The sequence below is a fragment of the Latilactobacillus sakei genome, from assembly GCA_002953655.1.
GTDB classification, from domain to species: domain Bacteria; phylum Bacillota; class Bacilli; order Lactobacillales; family Lactobacillaceae; genus Latilactobacillus; species Latilactobacillus sakei_A.
Map to the genome: position 1 here is coordinate 1,610,783 of CP025839.1, position 17,484 is coordinate 1,628,266.

Sequence of the window (17,484 nt, forward strand, 5' to 3'; positions counted from 1 at the left end):
ACCCATTTAATCAGACCTTAGTTGGTTGTCTTTTAACTTAAAAATCGGTACTATGAACATAATTATGTCTGAGGAGCGCTTATTATGTTTGAAATTATGATTGTTGAAGATGATCCTACAATTGCTAACTTGATTGCCGAAAACCTAGAGAAATGGCAGTTAAAAGCCATTATCCCTGATAATTTCGATACCATTTTTGACCGTTTTTTAACGGATAAACCCCACTTAGTCTTACTCGATATCAACCTCCCTGTTTATGACGGCTTCTATTGGTGTCGCAAGATTCGTGAAGTTTCTAAAGTCCCCATTATTTTCATCTCTAGCCGCAGCACCAACATGGATATGGTAATGTCGATGAATATGGGCGGTGATGATTTCGTTAACAAGCCCTTTTCAATGGAAGTGCTAATCGCCAAAATCAACGCCCTCTTACGCCGGACCTATAATTACGTTGATCAAAATACCGACGTGATTGAACATAACGGGCTACTCATTAATTTACAAAGTGGTGGGGCCCAAGTTGGTGACACTGTGGTTGACCTTTCTAAAAATGAATATAAATTACTTCAATTCTTAATGCGTCAACACGGTCAGATCGTCAGCCGTGAAAAACTCTTACGAGCATTATGGGACGATGAACGCTTTGTCGACGACAATACCTTAACCGTCAACATCAATCGCCTCCGTAAAAAAATCGAACAGGCCGGCTTGGAAGATTATATCCAAACCAAAATTGGCCAAGGCTACATCATCCCCTAAGGAGTAATTATGACCTTTAAAAAATTCATTCGCGATCACCTATTTCACATTGTATTCTTCTTTGGTGGCATGTTTGTCTTAGATATTGTCTTGTGGTTAGATCCTCACATGCGCCTTGCTAAAGAAACCTTAATGTACCTCGATTTATTATTAACCATTTTCTTTTGTGCGTTCTTAATTGGCCTTTATCTCTATCATCGTAAATGGTTTCGAACAATTCAGATCCGCCTTAACGCTAAAGAAGACGCCCTTAACTGGCCACTGACTGGTGCTACATCAGCTGAAAAACAATACTTCCAAAAATACGTTAATTCGCTATTGGACTATCACCAGCAAAGTATTGAACGTTTAATGCACGCCCAACAAGATCAAAAAGACTTTATTGACAGTTGGGTTCACGAAAGCAAAGTTCCTTTGGCCGCAACCCAACTACTAGTGGAATCGATTGAAGATCAAATCCCAGAGGAAAAATTTAATCAACTCACTGACGAACTCGTTCAAATCGAACACTATGTTGAACAAGTCCTCTACTATTCTCGACTCGATAGTTTCTCCAAAGACTACTTGGTACAAGAATATGCCTTGAAACCTCTCATCAACCAAACCATTCGCCAAAACCGGAACTATTTTATCCAAAATCGGATTCAATTTAAATTAACCGGTGAAGACCATACTGTTTTGACTGATGCGAAGTGGCTAGTCTTCATCTTAAATCAAATCGTCTCGAACGCTTTGAAGTACACCCCTCAAAATGGCCAAATCACAATTGATTTGATGCATGATGAACAAGGTGTTTGGCTCAGTATCAGCGATTCTGGTATCGGTATTCCCGCTGAAGATTTACCGCGCGTCTTTGATAAAGGCTTCACTGGTCAAAATGGGCGCCAATCCAATCAACGCTCAACTGGCCTAGGCCTCTACCTTGCTAAATCATTAAGCAACAAACTCGGTCACGAACTTTACGCCAGCTCAACACCTGGCAATGGTGCGACCTTCAAATTACTATTTCCCTTTTTAAGTTACTATAATGATCCCGATGGCAGCGCACTATTTGGTAGAAATCAGGAATAAAATTTAGTTAGAGTAAGCGGCTGGTATGAATTTATTTTCGTGCTAACCGCTATTTTTAAGCGCTAATTGTTATAATAAACGCATTACTAATTGAAATGGAGTACAACCATGCGCAAATCGAGCCTTTTACCAATCGTACTACTAGTACTAATAACGACCGGCTGTAGCACGCCTCAATCCAAATCCGAATCAACGGCCAGTTCTAAGCAGATAACCACTCAAAAGGTGCTGACCGACGATTCCAAAACCTGGACCCTCGTGCAAAAAGTCGTCTCAAACCAGACCGAAGATGGCCCTGACGACAATCTCAAAACAGCAACTCCTACTAGTCTTGATAAAACAACTAAATGGACGACCGCCAAAGGCCAATTAACGAGCGCTAACCACCAATACAAGCAGATTTCTTTAAAACAGTGGAAAAAGGAGCTTAAAAAAACGCAATTAAAACCACTTCAAAAGTATTATCATTTGATGACCGTCAATCAAGTGAACGCAACTTTAAAACAACTAGGTGCCAATTTTGAAATTAAACAACTTTCAGAGTTAATTTTCTTAAAAGGTCAAACCGACGCTACCGTCTTCCCACAGGCCTTGATTGCTAAAGGCCATCATTTGTACGCCATCAATATGCAATACATGACCAATGGCCTTTATACGACCCTTGATCGTGGTCAGGTTATGACTGATACTCCCCCAAAACCCAAAGCTAAACCAACCGCCCGCCCTCGTTTAAACGGGACTTGGGTAGCTGCTAAAACAACTACCAGCGCAAACGATAGTGGTCAATTACTAATCAAAGACGGTTATCTCTATCAAAAACGCTACGATAGTTACGAACGGTCGGCCATTCAATCGCTCGCCAACTATTCTAAAAAGACGCTTAAGCAAAATCCAATCTACCCCACGCAACAAGCCGCGGCAACTAAAGCTGGTTACCAGTTAACCGCAAAATCAATTGCCAGTGGTGATAGTGTCGGTTACCTCTATCTCTTCATCAATGATCAACAACTCGTCCGAATTGGCGAAGGTATCGCAACCCAGTATGACAAGACCAGTCCTCACGTCACCACCACTGATTTGCCCGAAACTAATATCACTATTTTTGAGCAGATGGATGCTCAAAATCCTGGTGAAGTCGCTTCAACAATTACCACGAAAGCAAGCGCTCCAATTGTTGGCCTGAGTGCTAGCATTAATTATTTGACCGACGCAACAGCCGGCCAAATCACTGACAATCGCGGTGTTGATATCGTAAACGGCGAAGTGGTCATGAATTAAAAAAGAGCGTTACCTTAAAATAGCTAAAAAAGACACCGCAACCAACGTCATTTTGGTTTGCGGTGTCTTTTTAGTACTCTAATGATTAGGCAGCTTCTTGTTGTTCACGGGCTGCTTCTTCTTTTAATGCCATTGATGTGGCGATTTTAATAAATGGTAAGTAGATAATCGTTGAAACGAGTAAGTTAACTGCGGCTAAAACCCCGCCTTGCCAACTAACAGTTGCCATAATCCCGCCGATAATTGGTGGTGTTACCCAAGGTGGCATGATGGTGGCTGCTGGTACTAAACCTGTGCTCGTTGCAAAATACGCAATTGTGACTAAAACCATTGGGGTTAAGATATAAGGAATAAATAAGATTGGATTTAACACAATTGGTAACCCGAAAGTTAAAGGTTCGTTGATATTGAAAACACCAGGTGCGGCACTTAAGTTACCAACAACCATGTATTGTTTATTCTTACGACCAACTAACCAGATTGCAAAAATCAAACCTAAGGTTGCGCCAGTTCCACCTAAGTTAACAAATGAATCAAAGAATGGCTTGTTAACGATGTAAGGCGCTACTTTGCCAGCTTTAATCGCTGTGATGTTAGCAGTAATAGCAGGTGCATTGATGGTTTGCATGAATGGTTCGATCATGTTGGCACCATGTAGGCCGAAGAACCATAAGAATGGTGTAATAAATGCTAATAATAAAGCTGAAGGATAGCTGTTTGCAAGCCCTTGGAATGGTTCTTGAACGGCTTTGTAGAAGGATGTCACGATATTTTCGATACCAAAACCTAATAAAATTGTTGCGAATAATGCAAAAATTGAAATGGTAATCATTGATGGTAATAAAGCAGCAAACGATTTAGCAACTGCCGGTGGTACCCCATCAGGCATTTTGATTACTAAGTGTTTGTTACCTAATAAACGTCTGAGGATTTCAGTTGAAATCATTGCGACAATTAAGGCCACGAATAAGCCCATTGAATCCATGCCAGCCAAGCCACCAACAGCAAAGAATGACCCTAATGCTGTGACACCTGATGCTAGCGGATTAACGTCGTAAGACTTACCTAAGTTATAGGCTACTAGGAAAACGATGAAGACCGACAAAATTGCAAAAGTCCCGCTCCAAGCGTTTCCCCCAAATTTAGTCCAAATATAAGCTTTGTCTGCGCCAGTACCAACTGTCTTTGAGAAAACACTATTCATAAAATTGGTATATGCCGGAATTGGCAAATTATTGAGTAAGGTCGCAAAAGCACCTAAAATCATCAACGGCATTGTTGTGACAAAGGCATCCCGAATGGCAATTAGGTGTCTTTGGTTCCCAACCTTAGCGGCAACTGGTAAGAATCGTTTCTCCATGAAACTAATAAATGAATCCATAAATCTCACTCCCTGTCCTGTTATTTAAAAGCCTATATAATTGCTATTACAATTATTATCATAACGGCTCATGTAAGCGTTGTCAAATAATAACCATACTAAAAAGCTTAAATTGGGAAGACTTTCACTAGTAACCAAAAGAAGCACCAACTCACTGTAATCTTGAGTTGGTGCTTCTTTTTTAATTTATACGGTATATACCATTTGCTTAAAATAAACCGGCATTTTTTTATTAGTAATCTATAGTTAACGGACTAACTTATCCCAAATAACGGGCTTCCCAGCGACCAATGATTTCGGCACATCAATAATACGTTGGTTGCTACTCCCTCTAAATTGTAAGGTTAAATCCATCTTATCTTGCATGAAACGACCATCAACTAAAATATCGATTTGTGATAACAATTCTAATTTATCGGGTGACTCGAGCATTAACTCTTCCCATGTATAACCCGTCCACGACCAAATATCCTTGGTTTGACCGTACGTCTCATGAATACGATCAACCAATGATAAACACGTTTTTGTATTTAAGAAAGGTTCGCCCCCCAGTAACGTCAACCCTTGAACATACGGTTGACCAAGATCGTCAATGATTTGATCTTCCAGTTCTTTGGTATAGGGCCGACCATATTTAAAATTCTGGGCAATTCGATTGTAACAACCGGGACAGGCAAATAAGCAGCCACTCACATACAAACTACAACGGACCCCTTCACCATCAACAAAATTAAATGGTTTGTAATCCGCAATATAATCCTGACTTAGTTCTTCAGATAACCATTCTTGTGGTGCTGGGTTCTTAGGCCCGCGTTTCGTATTTCCCATTAAACAAACTCCTTAACTCAAAATCGTTTATTGTCTTGCAACGTTATTATTATCATTACCAATCGTGATGTGCATATGTTTGACACGACTTGAAATTTCCTTATGCCGACCGTGAACCATTGGTCGTTGTTGGGGATTCCCTAAATAGCCGCAAGTCCGTTTAACAACGTCACACGTTGCTGGATCTGTGTTACCACATTGTGGACATTGGAAGCCCCGTTCAGTTGGTTTAAAGTCACCCTTGAAGCCACACTTGAAACATTGATCAATGGGTGTGTTAGTGCCTAAATAACCAACACGGTCATATGCATAATCCCAAACAGCTTCTAAAGCCTTAGGATTTTGACGTAGATTTGGGTATTCACAATAATGAATGAAGCCACCGGCACAATATTTAGGATAATCTTTTTCAAAATCTAACTTCTCAAATGGGGTTGGTGCCTTACGGACATCATAATGGAAACTATTTGTGTAGTATTCCTTATCCGTGATGTTTTCGACAATTCCAAACTTTTGCGTATCTTTTTGGCAGAAAGTATTCGTTAAACTTTCAGCAGGTGTGCTATAAACTGAGAAATGATACCCATATTCCTTTTCCCAATCAACACAGTGGTTATAGAGGTCCTTAACCACGTCTAAGGTGAATTGCTTAGCAGTTGCATCCTTTTCCCAATCTGGGCCAAAGAAGGCAGCACCGACTTCATAGAGGCCAATATAGCCCAATGAAACGGTTGCGCGTGAATTCTTGAAGACTTCATCAACACTATCCGTTTTCTTCAAGCGTTTGCCAAAAGCCCCGTAACGATAAAGAATTGGGGCGTTTTCAGGTTTAGCTTCCTTAGCACGTTCCACTTTGAAGACAAGGGCTTCCTTGCAGACCTTCAAGCGTTGTTCTAAAATTTCCCAGAACTTAGCTTGGTCGCTCGCCGCTTCAAGTGCAATTCGTGGCAAGTTAACTGTTACAACGCCCAAGTTCATACGGCCACTGTTGACCTCTTGGCCTTGTTCGTTCTTCCAGCCTTGTAAGAAACTCCGACAACCCATTGGCGCCTTAAATGAACCTGTTAATTCGACTAACTTGTCGTACATTAAAACATCCGGGTACATCCGCTTAGTTGCACATTCAACAGCTAGTTGTTTAATGTCATAGTTGGGATCAGTTGGGGCCAAGTTTAAACCACGTTTAACAGCAAAAACGAGTTTAGGGAAAATCGCCGTTCTCTTTTCCTTACCTAAACCTTCAATCCGAATTTCTAAGATTGCTTTTTGAATGGCACGTTCCATCCAACTTGTCCCTAAGCCAAAGCCAAGTGTCGTGAATGGTGTTTGGCCTTGTGATGAATATAAAGTATTGATTTCATATTCCAATGCTTGCATCGCATCATAAATATCTTTTTCAGTCTTGGTTTGAGCATAAGCTGTTTGTTTAGCTTCGCCATCAATCCAGTTTTTAGCATCCGCTAAATGCTTGTCGTAGTTCTTCTGGGCAAAAGGTGCCAATAATTCATCAACCCGATCAGCTGAACAGCCACCATATTGACTAGAAGCAACGTTGGCAATGATTTGTGACATTTGGGCCGTAGCCGTTTGAATTGAATGTGGCGCTTCAACTTCGGCATTCCCAATCTTAAAGCCATGATTCAACATTTCTTTAAAATCAATTAAACAACAGTTCGTCATGGGACTGTAGGGTTGATAATCCAAATCATGCCAGTGAATTTCACCTTTTAGATGTGCATTGGCAACCTTAGGTGGCAACATCTTAAGCCCCATTGCCTTAGCAACGGTGCCGGCCGTTAAGTCCCGTTGTGTATTAAACACTTGGCTATCCTTATTGGCATTTTCATTGACCACGGTTTGATCCTTAGCCAATAATTTTTGAATTGTAAAATTAATATCAGTTGCTTTGTTACGGGCGAAGTCCCGTTGTGTCCGGTAATTAATGTATTCCTGGGCGATGTCATATTGATGATGTTCTAATAATTTGTGTTCAACAATATTTTGAATTTCATAGATTTTAACGTCTTTATCAAACCGTGCCCCGACTTCACTCACGACATCGGTTGCCACTGAATTTAAAATTTGATAATCAAGGGGTTCTAATTCATCCTTAACGTTTTTGGCAGCCTTAATGACAGCTTGTTCAATTTTATCCGCTGAAAAAGGTAAAATACGCCCGTCTCGTTTGACGACTTTAATCTCTAAATCCATTTTTGGGTCTTGTTCTTCACGTATTTCCAACATTGCACCAGTCTCCTTTAAAAAATCACTATCCCCATCATAGACGAATTCAAGATGCCAATCAACTATATATAGTGTATTAGACATTAAAAAAGGCGTATACCAACTGTATGTTGTATACGCCAATTGTGCACAACTTTTTCTTTCCCGCGCCCTTATCAGGATTAGCCTGACCGGGTTAAAAAAAGGATTGACAAGTTTGCTTAATTTTTTAATTTTAATGTCATGGCGTTGATTGCCACGACAATTGTTGAAAGCGACATCAAGATGGCGCCAATGGCTGGACTTAAAATTAAGCCCCAAGCGGCAAATAATCCACCCGCCAATGGAATCGCTAAAATGTTGTAACCAGCTCCCCACCAAAGGTTTTGCGTCATCTTGCGACTAGTAGCATGTGCTAAATTCAAGAAATGCATGATATCATTGGGGTTACTCTTGACCAAGATGACATCTGCGGAATCAATTGCGACGTCCGTGCCCGCACCAATCGCAATCCCAATATCAGCTCGCGTCAAACTTGGCGCGTCGTTGACACCATCGCCAACCATTAGGACCACTTCGCCCTTTGCTTGATAATCTTTAACTAGTGCTTCCTTATCTTCGGGCTTCAAGTTTGCTTGAACCGTCATACCACCCAATTGTTGGGCTACCTTTTCGGCAACCTGTTGATTATCACCAGTTAACATCACTGGTTCAATATGGTGCTTTTTCAACGCCTTAATGAAAGTCAGCGCTTCTGGTTTCAACTGATCACCTTGAGCGACCAATCCTAAGACATTTTGGTCTTGAACTAAATAACTGATGGAATTCCCTTTGGCCGCCAATGTTTCAAAGGCTGCCGTATCAAATGCAATTTGTTTTTCTTGTAGATAATCAGCCGTAACGATTTGATAGTTTTGCCCTTCAATTTCGCCCGTCAGCCCGACGCCTTGAATCGTTTGTACGTTTTCAGCTTGGGGCATCGTAATTTTTTTAGCGTCATTATAAGCCAAAATCCCGGTGGCCAAAGGATGACTTGAGTGGCGTTCCAAAGCGCCCATATAAGCCATCAATTGAGTCTTTGTTATTGCGCCAGTTGGTTGAACCGCATTAACCTTAAAGGCCCCTTGCGTCAATGTCCCTGTTTTATCCATTAAAACCATCGTAATTTGATCCGCGACTTCAATGGCTTGGCGGTTACGGATTAATAAGCCGTTAGTGGCCGCAATCGCTGTACTCCGCGCTACGACTAATGGAATCGCCAAACCAAGCGCATGGGGACAAGCAATGATGAAGACCGTCACCATTCGTTCAAATGCAGTATTCAAATCTGCTAAGAAAAACCAACTGATAAAAGCAATAATTCCAGCCACTAACGCTGCGTAGAAAAGGTATTTAGCGACCTTATCGGCCAAACCTTCGACCTTTGACTTTTCTTGTTGTGCCTGTTTGATTAACTTCATCACTTGGGCTAAGTAGCCACTCTCACCAGTCCCAGTGACTTTAACGGTTAATGTCCCGTCGCCATTGACTGTCCCACCGATTACTTGGTCACCAGTCTTTTTAGCGACTGCTTTGGCTTCACCAGTCACCAATGATTCGTTGACCTGACTTTGACCATTCACCACAAGACCATCCGCCGGGACTTTTTCGCCCGCTGCCACCAAAACGGTTTGACCTTCTTGTAAATTCTTCAAATCAACGGCATGTTGCTGCCCATCTTGATCAAGGACTTGGGCTTGACCGGGTAATAAGGCAGCCATCTTCTCCATCGCACTGCCCGCGCTCATAACGGCATTCATTTCAATCCAGTGGCCTAACAACATGATAACGATTAACGTGGCCAACTCCCAGAAGAAATCCATCACGTGCGTTTGTGTTGCCAAGAAGTGATTAGCAATAAAGGCGTACAAACTATAACCGTACGATACCGTAATCCCCATCGCAATCAACGTCATCATTGCCGGATTTTTATCGGCTAATTCGCCCTTTGCACCTTTTAAGAAGGGGGCCCCGCCGTAAAAGAACAAGAAGGTGGCTAGCAAGAGCACCAACCAATCTGACCCAGGAAATGTGGTTTGAAATGGTAATTTAATCCCCATAAAAGGCGACAACACAATAATCGGAATTGTTGCGACTAATGAGACCCAGAATTTTTGTTTCAAATTCCCCATGTGCATCATATGCCCACCATGCATCATCATATCGCCATGGTCATGGTCCATATCATGCATATCGTGCATGTCCATTTTCCCCATCTCATGATCGTGCATCTTCATATCATCATGTTTCATCGTTATTCCTCCTTTTCACAGTCACATTTATTTGGCAAACAGTCGCAAGCCACTTTTTCTGGTGCAGTGGCTGCTTTAGCTGTTAGTCGTTGCTGTAATTGCAAAATATCCGCCTGACTCAAAGTCGTCTGATCAATCAAGGTGGCTAGCGTCTGGCCTTTTTTCATACCGCATAAGTGGTCAAAAAGATTTTGCGTTGCATTATCCATCGCTTCAATTTCAGGAACCGTTGCGGTGTAGTTAAACCGACGTCCTTCTTTTTCTGTTTTTAAGAAACCCTTTTTAACCAAGCGGCCAATCAATGTTTTAATGGTTGAATCTTGCCAGTCACGCTTTTGTTGCAGTAAATCAATTAAATCTCGACTGTTAACTTGGCCAAGTGACCAGACAATGCGCATGACTTCCCATTCAGAAGTCGTTATTTCATTTGTATTTTCTGCCATCTCGTTCACGCTCTTTCGTTTACATTTGTAATCATGAGTTCAGTTTACAATCAAGAAGCACTTCTGTCAATCATTAATACTTTTGGCCATCAAAAAAGGGTGTTAAGACAAAATTACTTTTGTCTTAACACCCTTTAAAAAGTTTAAGCCTAACGATCTTTCATAAAATCTTCGACTAATTTTTGATTTTCTTCGTTGCTTGTATTGACGTTAACAGCTGTTTCAACTAAATCAGCTAATTCGGCTGTGTCTAAACGTTTCATCAAACTACGAACTCGTAACACAGAAGTTGCACTCATTGAGAATTCATCTAAGCCCATCCCGACAAGGAGTGGTGCCATGATTGAATCGCCGGCAGCTTCCCCACACATACCAGTCCACTTACCTTCTTTATGAGAAGCGTCAATGACGTTCTTAATAAGGCGTAAGATAGCTGGATTATAAGGTTGGTAAAGATATGACACACGTTCGTTCATCCGATCAGCAGCCATTGTGTATTGAATCAAGTCGTTCGTCCCGATACTGAAGAAATCAACTTCTTTAGCAAATTGGTTAGCCAATACGGCACTGGCTGGAATTTCAACCATCATCCCAACTTGTAAATCGTCAGATACAGTTTGACCTGCAGCAATTAATTTTGCTTTTTCTTCTTCGAGAATCCCTTTAGCTTGACGGAATTCAGCAACAGTTGCAATCATTGGGAACATGATCCGTAACTTACCATAGTTAGAAGCACGTAATAAGGCACGCAATTGTGTTCTGAAAATATCATCACGATCTAAACTAATCCGAACTGCTCGGTAGCCTAAGAATGGATTCATTTCTTCTGGTAATGGTAAGTAAGGTAATTTCTTATCCCCACCAATATCCATTGTCCGCACAACAACTGGTTTGCCGTCCATACCTTCTAGAACTGTTTTATAAGCTTCAAACTGGTCATCTTCACTAGGTAACTCAGCTGAATCCATATATAAGAATTCTGTTCGGTATAAACCGATTGCTTCAGAGCCGTTTTCAAGAACACCAGCTAAATCTTTAGGTGTTCCGATATTAGCAGCAATCGTAAATGTTTTGCCGTCTTTAGTGACCGACTTTTCATTCTTTAGTTTTTCCCATTCTGCTTTTTGATCAGCAAAGGCTTGGGCCTTCACATCATATTCAGCAATGTCAGCATCTGTCGGATCTAAAACAACATCACCGTTAATCCCGTCGACAATTAATAAGTCGCCAGCTTTAACATCTTGTGTGACTGTTTCAGTCCCAACAATTGCAGGGATTTCTAAAGAACGTGCCATAATGGCAGAATGTGACGTCCGACCACCAACATCAGTTACAAAAGCCTTAACGAATTTACCGTTTAATTGGGCTGTGTCACTAGGTGTCAAGTCATGAGCAATCACAATTACTTCTTCATCGATTAATGCTGGGTTAGGCAATGTTACACCTAATAAATGACTGAGAACACGCTTGGTAACATCTTTGATGTCAGCAGCACGTTCTTGCATGTATGCGTTATCAGTCATCGCCTCAAAAGTGGCCACGAATAAATCCGCGACCTCTTTCAACGCTTGCTCAGCATTAACCTTGTCATCATTGATTTTACCTTCGATAGCGCCGGTAAATTCTGGGTCTGCTAAAATCATCATATGAGCGTCAAAAACTTGTGCTTCTTCTTCTCCCAATGATTCAGCAGCAATCTTCCGAATGGTCTCTAGATCACTCGTAGAATCTTGTAAGGCCTTATGCAAACGATTAATCTCTTTTTCTGAATCTGAAATAGTTGATTTCGAAAATGACAAATCGGGTTGCACTAACATGTAGGCTTTCGCAGTAGCGATACCATCACTGGCAGCAATCCCTCTTAGTTTAGTCATTATTCAGATAAACCTTCCTTTTTCATTGTTTCTTCAATTGCGTTGATTGCGTCTGCTTCATCAGCACCTTCAGCAGAAATTGTAACGTCTGCGCCTTGGCCAACACCAAGTGACATAACGCCCATGATTGATTTCAAGTTTACAGATTTACCTTTGTATTCTAAGTTGACATCTGAGTTAAATTTGCTTGCTGTTTGTACCAATAATGTAGCTGGACGTGCGTGGATACCTGTGTCTGCTACTACGTGAAAATCGCGTTTTTCCATGTTAATCGATCCCCTTTTATCTATTTATAGATTTATTTTGGCCGAAATAAGTAGTCACTGATGGTGTCTACCCTTTCGAATATTAAGATTACCATTTTTTGAAAAATACTACAACAGTTTCGCTAACAAAATTAATGGTAGTCTACACTATACCGCTTTCAGAACAGCGATAAATCACCTGCCCATTTCGTTGGGCAGCGCCTACAATTTCTTTTCGATGGTCATAATTGACCCATACTTTCTGAAAGTCTAAAAACTCATCATGCTCAACAACGATGGTTTCTTTTTCGTGATTTAACAAGGCATCCATCTCCGCTAAAAAATCTCTTGCCATCTGAATCACTCCCTTATCACGTCTTAATTATTATTTTCAGTGCCCCCATTTTCATCGCTTAAGTGGCGCCACTGCTTCCAATTGTACGCAATTTCGAACCACAAATAAAGTTTTATTTTCGAGTTCGATTACTTGCAACTTTTTTTAGAGATGATTATAATTTATTTAAGGTCAAAGATAGTCAAACAAAACTTTGACGTTACATTTAATAGGCGAAAGGTTGTGACAGATTAAATGCTTTGTCAAAATTGTCAAAAGAACCCAGCAACAATCCATCTCTACACTAGCGTCAATGGTCAAAACCAAGCCATTAACCTTTGTCAAAACTGTTATCAAGCACTAAAACAACAAGGAATGCGTGGTCAATACAACGATCCATTTGGTTTTAGTAATCTTGATGAACTTTTCAACGCCATCAATAATCCAAACGCTGAACGCCAATCAGCAGCTAACCAAGGCCCTCAAACACAAGGGGGACGCAATGGCGGTGGTAATAATGGTCAAAATGGTGAGAGTTTACTCAGTCAATTTGGGGTGAACTTAACCAACCTTGCTAAGGGCGGTCAAATTGATCCGGTAATCGGTCGTGATAAAGAAATTGCACGGGTTATCGAAATTCTCAATCGGCGTACCAAAAACAATCCAGTCTTAATTGGTGAAGCTGGTGTTGGTAAAACCGCCGTTGTCGAAGGCTTAGCACAAAAAATTGCCGATGGCGACGTTCCTGCTAAATTAAAGGACCGCCAAGTCATTCGTTTAGATGTCGTGTCATTAGTTCAAGGAACTGGTATTCGTGGTCAATTTGAAGAACGGATGCAACAGTTGATTACGGAACTTAAACAAAATAAACAAATTATTCTCTTTATTGATGAAATCCACGAAATCGTTGGCGCCGGCAACGCTGAAGGTGGTATGGACGCCGGTAACGTATTGAAGCCGGCTCTTGCACGCGGTGAATTACAACTAGTCGGTGCTACTACCAATAATGAATTCCGTCAGATTGAAAAAGACGCAGCCCTTGCACGTCGTCTTCAACCAGTGGCGGTCAACGAACCATCTGTTGACGAGACCGTTCTAATTTTGAAGGGGCTCCAAGAGAAATACGAAAGTTATCACCACGTTCACTATACAGATGATGCTTTAAACGCAGCCGCAGCGCTTTCTAGTCGCTATATTCAAGATCGTTACTTGCCTGATAAGGCAATTGATCTCTTGGATGAAGCAGGTTCTAAGAAAAACTTGACGATTACCTTAATGGATCCTAAGGCATTAGAAGCTGAGATTAAATCCGCAGAAACCCAAAAACAAGAAGCCCTCAAACAAGAAGATTACGAAAAAGCAGCTACCTATCGTGATCAAGTGACAAAACTATCTGAAATGAAGGCTAATAATTCAGTTGAAAAATCCCAAGAACCGACGATTACCGAAAAGGATATGGAAAAAATTGTCGAAGAAAAAACGCATATCCCAGTCGGTGAATTAAAGGCTCAAGAACAAGCACAACTTAAAAATTTAGCCCAAGATCTTGAATCTCGTGTCATTGGTCAAGATACCGCAGTTGATAAAGTAGCACGTTCAATTCGTCGTAGCCGGATTGGTTTTAATAAATCCGGTCGCCCAATTGGCTCCTTCCTCTTTGTCGGTCCAACCGGGGTTGGTAAAACGGAATTAGCCAAACAAATTGCTAAGGAACTTTTCGGTAGTACCGATGCAATGATTCGTTTTGACATGAGTGAATATATGGAGAAATTCAGTGTGTCAAAATTGATTGGTTCACCTCCTGGCTATGTTGGTTACGAAGAAGCCGGTCAATTAACGGAACAAGTTCGTCGTAACCCTTATAGCTTGATTCTTTTAGACGAAATTGAAAAAGCCCATCCTGACGTTATGCATATGTTCTTGCAAATTCTGGACGATGGTCGTCTGACCGATTCACAGGGCCGGACTGTCAGTTTCAAAGATACAATCATTATCATGACTTCTAACGCTGGCCAAACTGATGCTGAAGCTAATGTTGGTTTCGGTGCCGCTATTTCTGGGCAAACCCACTCGATCCTCAATCAATTATCAAACTACTTTAAACCAGAATTCTTAAATCGTTTCGACGATATTATTGAATTCCAACCATTAAGTAAAGATAATTTGTTGAAGATTGTCAGCTTGATGCTTGATCAAACTAACGCGATGATTGCCGACCAAGGCCTCCACATCGCCGTTACAGATGATGCTAAATCTAAATTAGTCGATTTGGGTTACAATCCTGAAATGGGGGCCCGCCCACTACGTCGTGTTATTCAAGAACAAATTGAAGACCGAGTTGCTGACTACTATTTAGATCATCCAGACCATAAGCAATTAAAAGCAGCGTTAATTGATGACCAGATTCAAATTGTGCAAGGCTAATAACATATATTAAGATTAATTATCATATTTTAAGATTAAATCCGTGTTATATAAACCGTTTTCAGTTATACTGATGTTAAGATTTAAATGATTAGGGAGTGATTAGTATGAGACTCATTAATATTACCAATTCTTATCACCGTTTAGTAACGCAACAACTCGCAACCACTAATGCCGACTATGTAAGTGTCTACTCACTTGGCAAAACCACTGTCCTTTTCACCCGCTCTTCTAAAAGCCGTGAAATTCTTCTAAAAAATGACAAACGACATATTCAACAAGCCGAAATTGATTTTGTGCTTAAGGAATTAGTCGACATTGATTCAACCGACGATGTTGAAATCCTAAACGATGGGCAATTAGTTGAAATTACCATTCCAACCCCTTCCACCACTGCTTCTTAAACGGTTAATGAAGCCCCCCCACGATAGAAATCGTGGGGGGCTTTTTGGCTGCAAGCAAAATAATAGTAATTCAATAGGGCATATCGTATAATACCCCTTAAGCTTATTGAGGGAGGATTTTACGATGCAAACTGTTCAAAAAGGACAACAAATTATTTGCCGCTTAGAAGTTGGCGATGAACTCATCACCGAATTGAAATATTTAGCCGCTACTTTACCAGATCAACTAGGTGCAATTACGGGAATTGGCGCCTGCAACGACGTCACTGTCAGCGTCTACTCACCAGACAGCGATAGCTATGTTAAAACCCGTCGCCAAGAACAAGTTGAACTCTTATCACTAAGTGGTAACGTTGAAAATGCAGATGGTAAAATTTCAATTCACTTACATGCCAGTTTTGCCCGCCTAGATACAAGCGTCTTTGGTGGTCATCTCGAACGGGCCGTTATTTCTAGAACTGGTGAACTAGTAATCTCCCTCGTTCCCGTTGCTGTTGGACGCATCTTGCATCAACCAACCCAATTGCAAGTGCTTGATTTATCATAAAAAACGACTAAAGAAGAGTCAGGCCAAAGCATATTTTGTCCCGGCTCTTTTTTTGTTAGCAAATATTGACCTGGTAACCATGTTCTAAGAGAACTATCCTTTTTATTTAAATTTCTAACTGAATTAGTGACGATTATAAACCACTCTTTTTATAATTTATGATAGACTAGTATTAAGTAAATAACGTTCCACAAGGAGTCCGTATGAATTTTATTAACCTGATTCAATCGTTATTTAGACGGCGGCCAAAACGCCCAACCATTCAACCAGAAACGCACTTTAATCAAGCTACTCCTGAACCAGAAAAGACCAAACAATTCTTCGAGACAGCTGATGCATTTGAAAAAGAACCCCACGCGCAACAAACTGAACCTTTTGTCGCCACACCCATCCAACCACGAAAAAGTTCAGTGACCATCCACTACCTCAACCAAAATCGAATACCGTTGCGGCCTTCGATTACCCTTTCTGGAGCGGTTGGCGCTACGCTTGATTTACCATGGCTAAAATTTCCCGGCTACTATTTAGCCGAAATTACGAATTTAAAACAACATTTCCATGAAGAACCCACTAACATTTGGCTTTTTTATAAACCCCAATTAGCGGCACCAGTCATGGTGATTCATCAGGATTTAGAAGGTGGTTTACTGATTAAACCACAATTTTTACTTGGTGCTTTGAATGAACATTATCAAGCCAACCCGTTAGAAGGCGGTGTGAACTTTATCTATCGCACTTCTAGTAATCAAACGGGACGCTTCAGTGCTGAAACGCAGCTAGTACGGTTCCAATATGATCCACTCAATCTAAAATACAGCGATGCCCCTAATAAACCGTTTATCGAATTAACCGCATCTGTTGATACTTACAAACGACCAACAGAAGAAGCACTAACAACCACGCGCTTACCCAAGCATGCCATTTGGAAGATTTATAGTTGTGCAACGGCGACTTCCGGCCAACAATGGTTCAACCTTGGTAGTTTCTGGATTTCACCTCAACACTATGAACTCCATGCAACAAATCCGAAAGCCACTGCTGACTATCAGGTGCCTAAGTTTACCAATCAATATACGGTGATTGAAACCACCCCACTCAATTTGGATGCGACTTTGAATAACACAACGGCAACCTTATGGGCTGCCCCTTATGAGAAGCCGGCTACCTATCGCCTTGCTTTGAAGACACGCGTACACGTTAAACAAGTCATTGCCCTTGATAATTTCAGTCGCTGGTGTGAACTTGAAGGTGGCCAATGGTTATTGGAATCATTACTAACTTTTGACTAAATAGCCATATTTCATAGCTATATAAAAAGAGGTCTTATGACAAAATTAATTTGTCATAAGACCTCTTTTTGATTGTTTAAACGTGCCACTGGT

General features: G+C 41.0%; 15 protein-coding genes. 7 read left to right on the forward strand and 8 right to left on the reverse strand.

What is annotated here, in order from left to right:
* The first annotated feature begins 84 nt into the window (after nt 1-84).
* The 3 genes from C0213_08010 (at nt 85) to C0213_08020 (ending at nt 3,108) form a co-directional block, all read left to right on the forward strand.
* Nucleotides 85-759 carry a DNA-binding response regulator gene (locus tag C0213_08010; GenBank protein ID AUX12363.1) on the forward strand — a complete coding sequence of 225 codons (675 nt, stop codon included), beginning with the start codon at nt 85-87 and terminating at the stop codon, nt 757-759.
* Between the two features lie 9 nt (nt 760-768).
* Nucleotides 769-1,830 (forward strand): histidine kinase, encoded by a 1,062-nt coding sequence (locus tag C0213_08015; protein ID AUX12364.1) that lies wholly within the window; start codon nt 769-771, stop codon nt 1,828-1,830.
* A gap of 108 nt (nt 1,831-1,938) precedes the next feature.
* On the forward strand, nt 1,939-3,108 hold the full coding sequence (locus C0213_08020) for a hypothetical protein (protein AUX12365.1): 1,170 nt from the start codon (nt 1,939-1,941) through the stop codon (nt 3,106-3,108).
* Between the two features lie 85 nt (nt 3,109-3,193).
* Here C0213_08020 and C0213_08025 read toward each other — a convergent pair whose 3' ends face one another.
* The 8 genes from C0213_08025 to C0213_08060 all read right to left on the reverse strand — a co-directional run bounded on the left by C0213_08025 (nt 3,194) and on the right by C0213_08060 (nt 12,748).
* Nucleotides 3,194-4,489, reverse strand: a complete 1,296-nt coding sequence (locus tag C0213_08025; protein ID AUX12366.1) for a PTS lactose transporter subunit IIC — start codon at nt 4,487-4,489, stop codon at nt 3,194-3,196.
* A 246-nt stretch (nt 4,490-4,735) separates the two neighbouring features.
* Nucleotides 4,736-5,317: an anaerobic ribonucleoside-triphosphate reductase activating protein gene (nrdG, locus tag C0213_08030; protein ID AUX12367.1), complete on the reverse strand. Its 582-nt coding sequence runs from the start codon at nt 5,315-5,317 to the stop codon at nt 4,736-4,738.
* Between the two features lie 27 nt (nt 5,318-5,344).
* Nucleotides 5,345-7,561, reverse strand: a complete 2,217-nt coding sequence (locus C0213_08035) for an anaerobic ribonucleoside-triphosphate reductase (GenBank protein AUX12368.1) — start codon at nt 7,559-7,561, stop codon at nt 5,345-5,347.
* Between the two features lie 200 nt (nt 7,562-7,761).
* Nucleotides 7,762-9,831, reverse strand: a complete 2,070-nt coding sequence (locus tag C0213_08040; GenBank protein ID AUX12369.1) for a copper-translocating P-type ATPase — start codon at nt 9,829-9,831, stop codon at nt 7,762-7,764.
* A gap of 2 nt (nt 9,832-9,833) precedes the next feature.
* Nucleotides 9,834-10,274: a CopY/TcrY family copper transport repressor gene (locus C0213_08045; GenBank protein ID AUX12370.1), complete on the reverse strand. Its 441-nt coding sequence runs from the start codon at nt 10,272-10,274 to the stop codon at nt 9,834-9,836.
* A gap of 149 nt (nt 10,275-10,423) precedes the next feature.
* Complete coding sequence (ptsP, locus tag C0213_08050) at nt 10,424-12,148, reverse strand: phosphoenolpyruvate--protein phosphotransferase (GenBank protein ID AUX12371.1); 1,725 nt, start codon at nt 12,146-12,148, stop codon at nt 10,424-10,426.
* On the reverse strand, nt 12,148-12,414 hold the full coding sequence (locus C0213_08055; protein AUX12372.1) for a phosphocarrier protein HPr: 267 nt from the start codon (nt 12,412-12,414) through the stop codon (nt 12,148-12,150). The genes ptsP and C0213_08055 overlap by 1 nt, the downstream gene beginning before the upstream one ends.
* Nucleotides 12,415-12,556: 142 nt before the next feature.
* Nucleotides 12,557-12,748 (reverse strand): hypothetical protein, encoded by a 192-nt coding sequence (locus tag C0213_08060; protein ID AUX12373.1) that lies wholly within the window; start codon nt 12,746-12,748, stop codon nt 12,557-12,559.
* Nucleotides 12,749-12,982: 234 nt separating this feature from the next.
* Here C0213_08060 and C0213_08065 point away from each other — a divergent pair, with 234 nt between their 5' ends.
* From C0213_08065 to C0213_08080, 4 genes are all read left to right on the forward strand, one after another.
* Entirely contained in the window at nt 12,983-15,151 is a 2,169-nt protein-coding gene (locus C0213_08065; protein AUX12374.1) for an ATP-dependent Clp protease ATP-binding subunit, read from the forward strand.
* A 107-nt stretch (nt 15,152-15,258) separates the two neighbouring features.
* The gene (locus tag C0213_08070; GenBank protein AUX12375.1) at nt 15,259-15,555 is read left to right on the forward strand and encodes a hypothetical protein; all 297 of its coding nucleotides are present in this window, start codon (nt 15,259-15,261) and stop codon (nt 15,553-15,555) included.
* Between the two features lie 124 nt (nt 15,556-15,679).
* Nucleotides 15,680-16,102 (forward strand): DUF296 domain-containing protein, encoded by a 423-nt coding sequence (locus C0213_08075; GenBank protein AUX12376.1) that lies wholly within the window; start codon nt 15,680-15,682, stop codon nt 16,100-16,102.
* Between the two features lie 203 nt (nt 16,103-16,305).
* A complete protein-coding gene (locus C0213_08080) occupies nt 16,306-17,391 on the forward strand; it encodes a hypothetical protein (GenBank protein ID AUX12377.1) in 1,086 nt (361 codons plus the stop codon).
* The last annotated feature ends 93 nt before the right edge of the window (nt 17,392-17,484 follow it).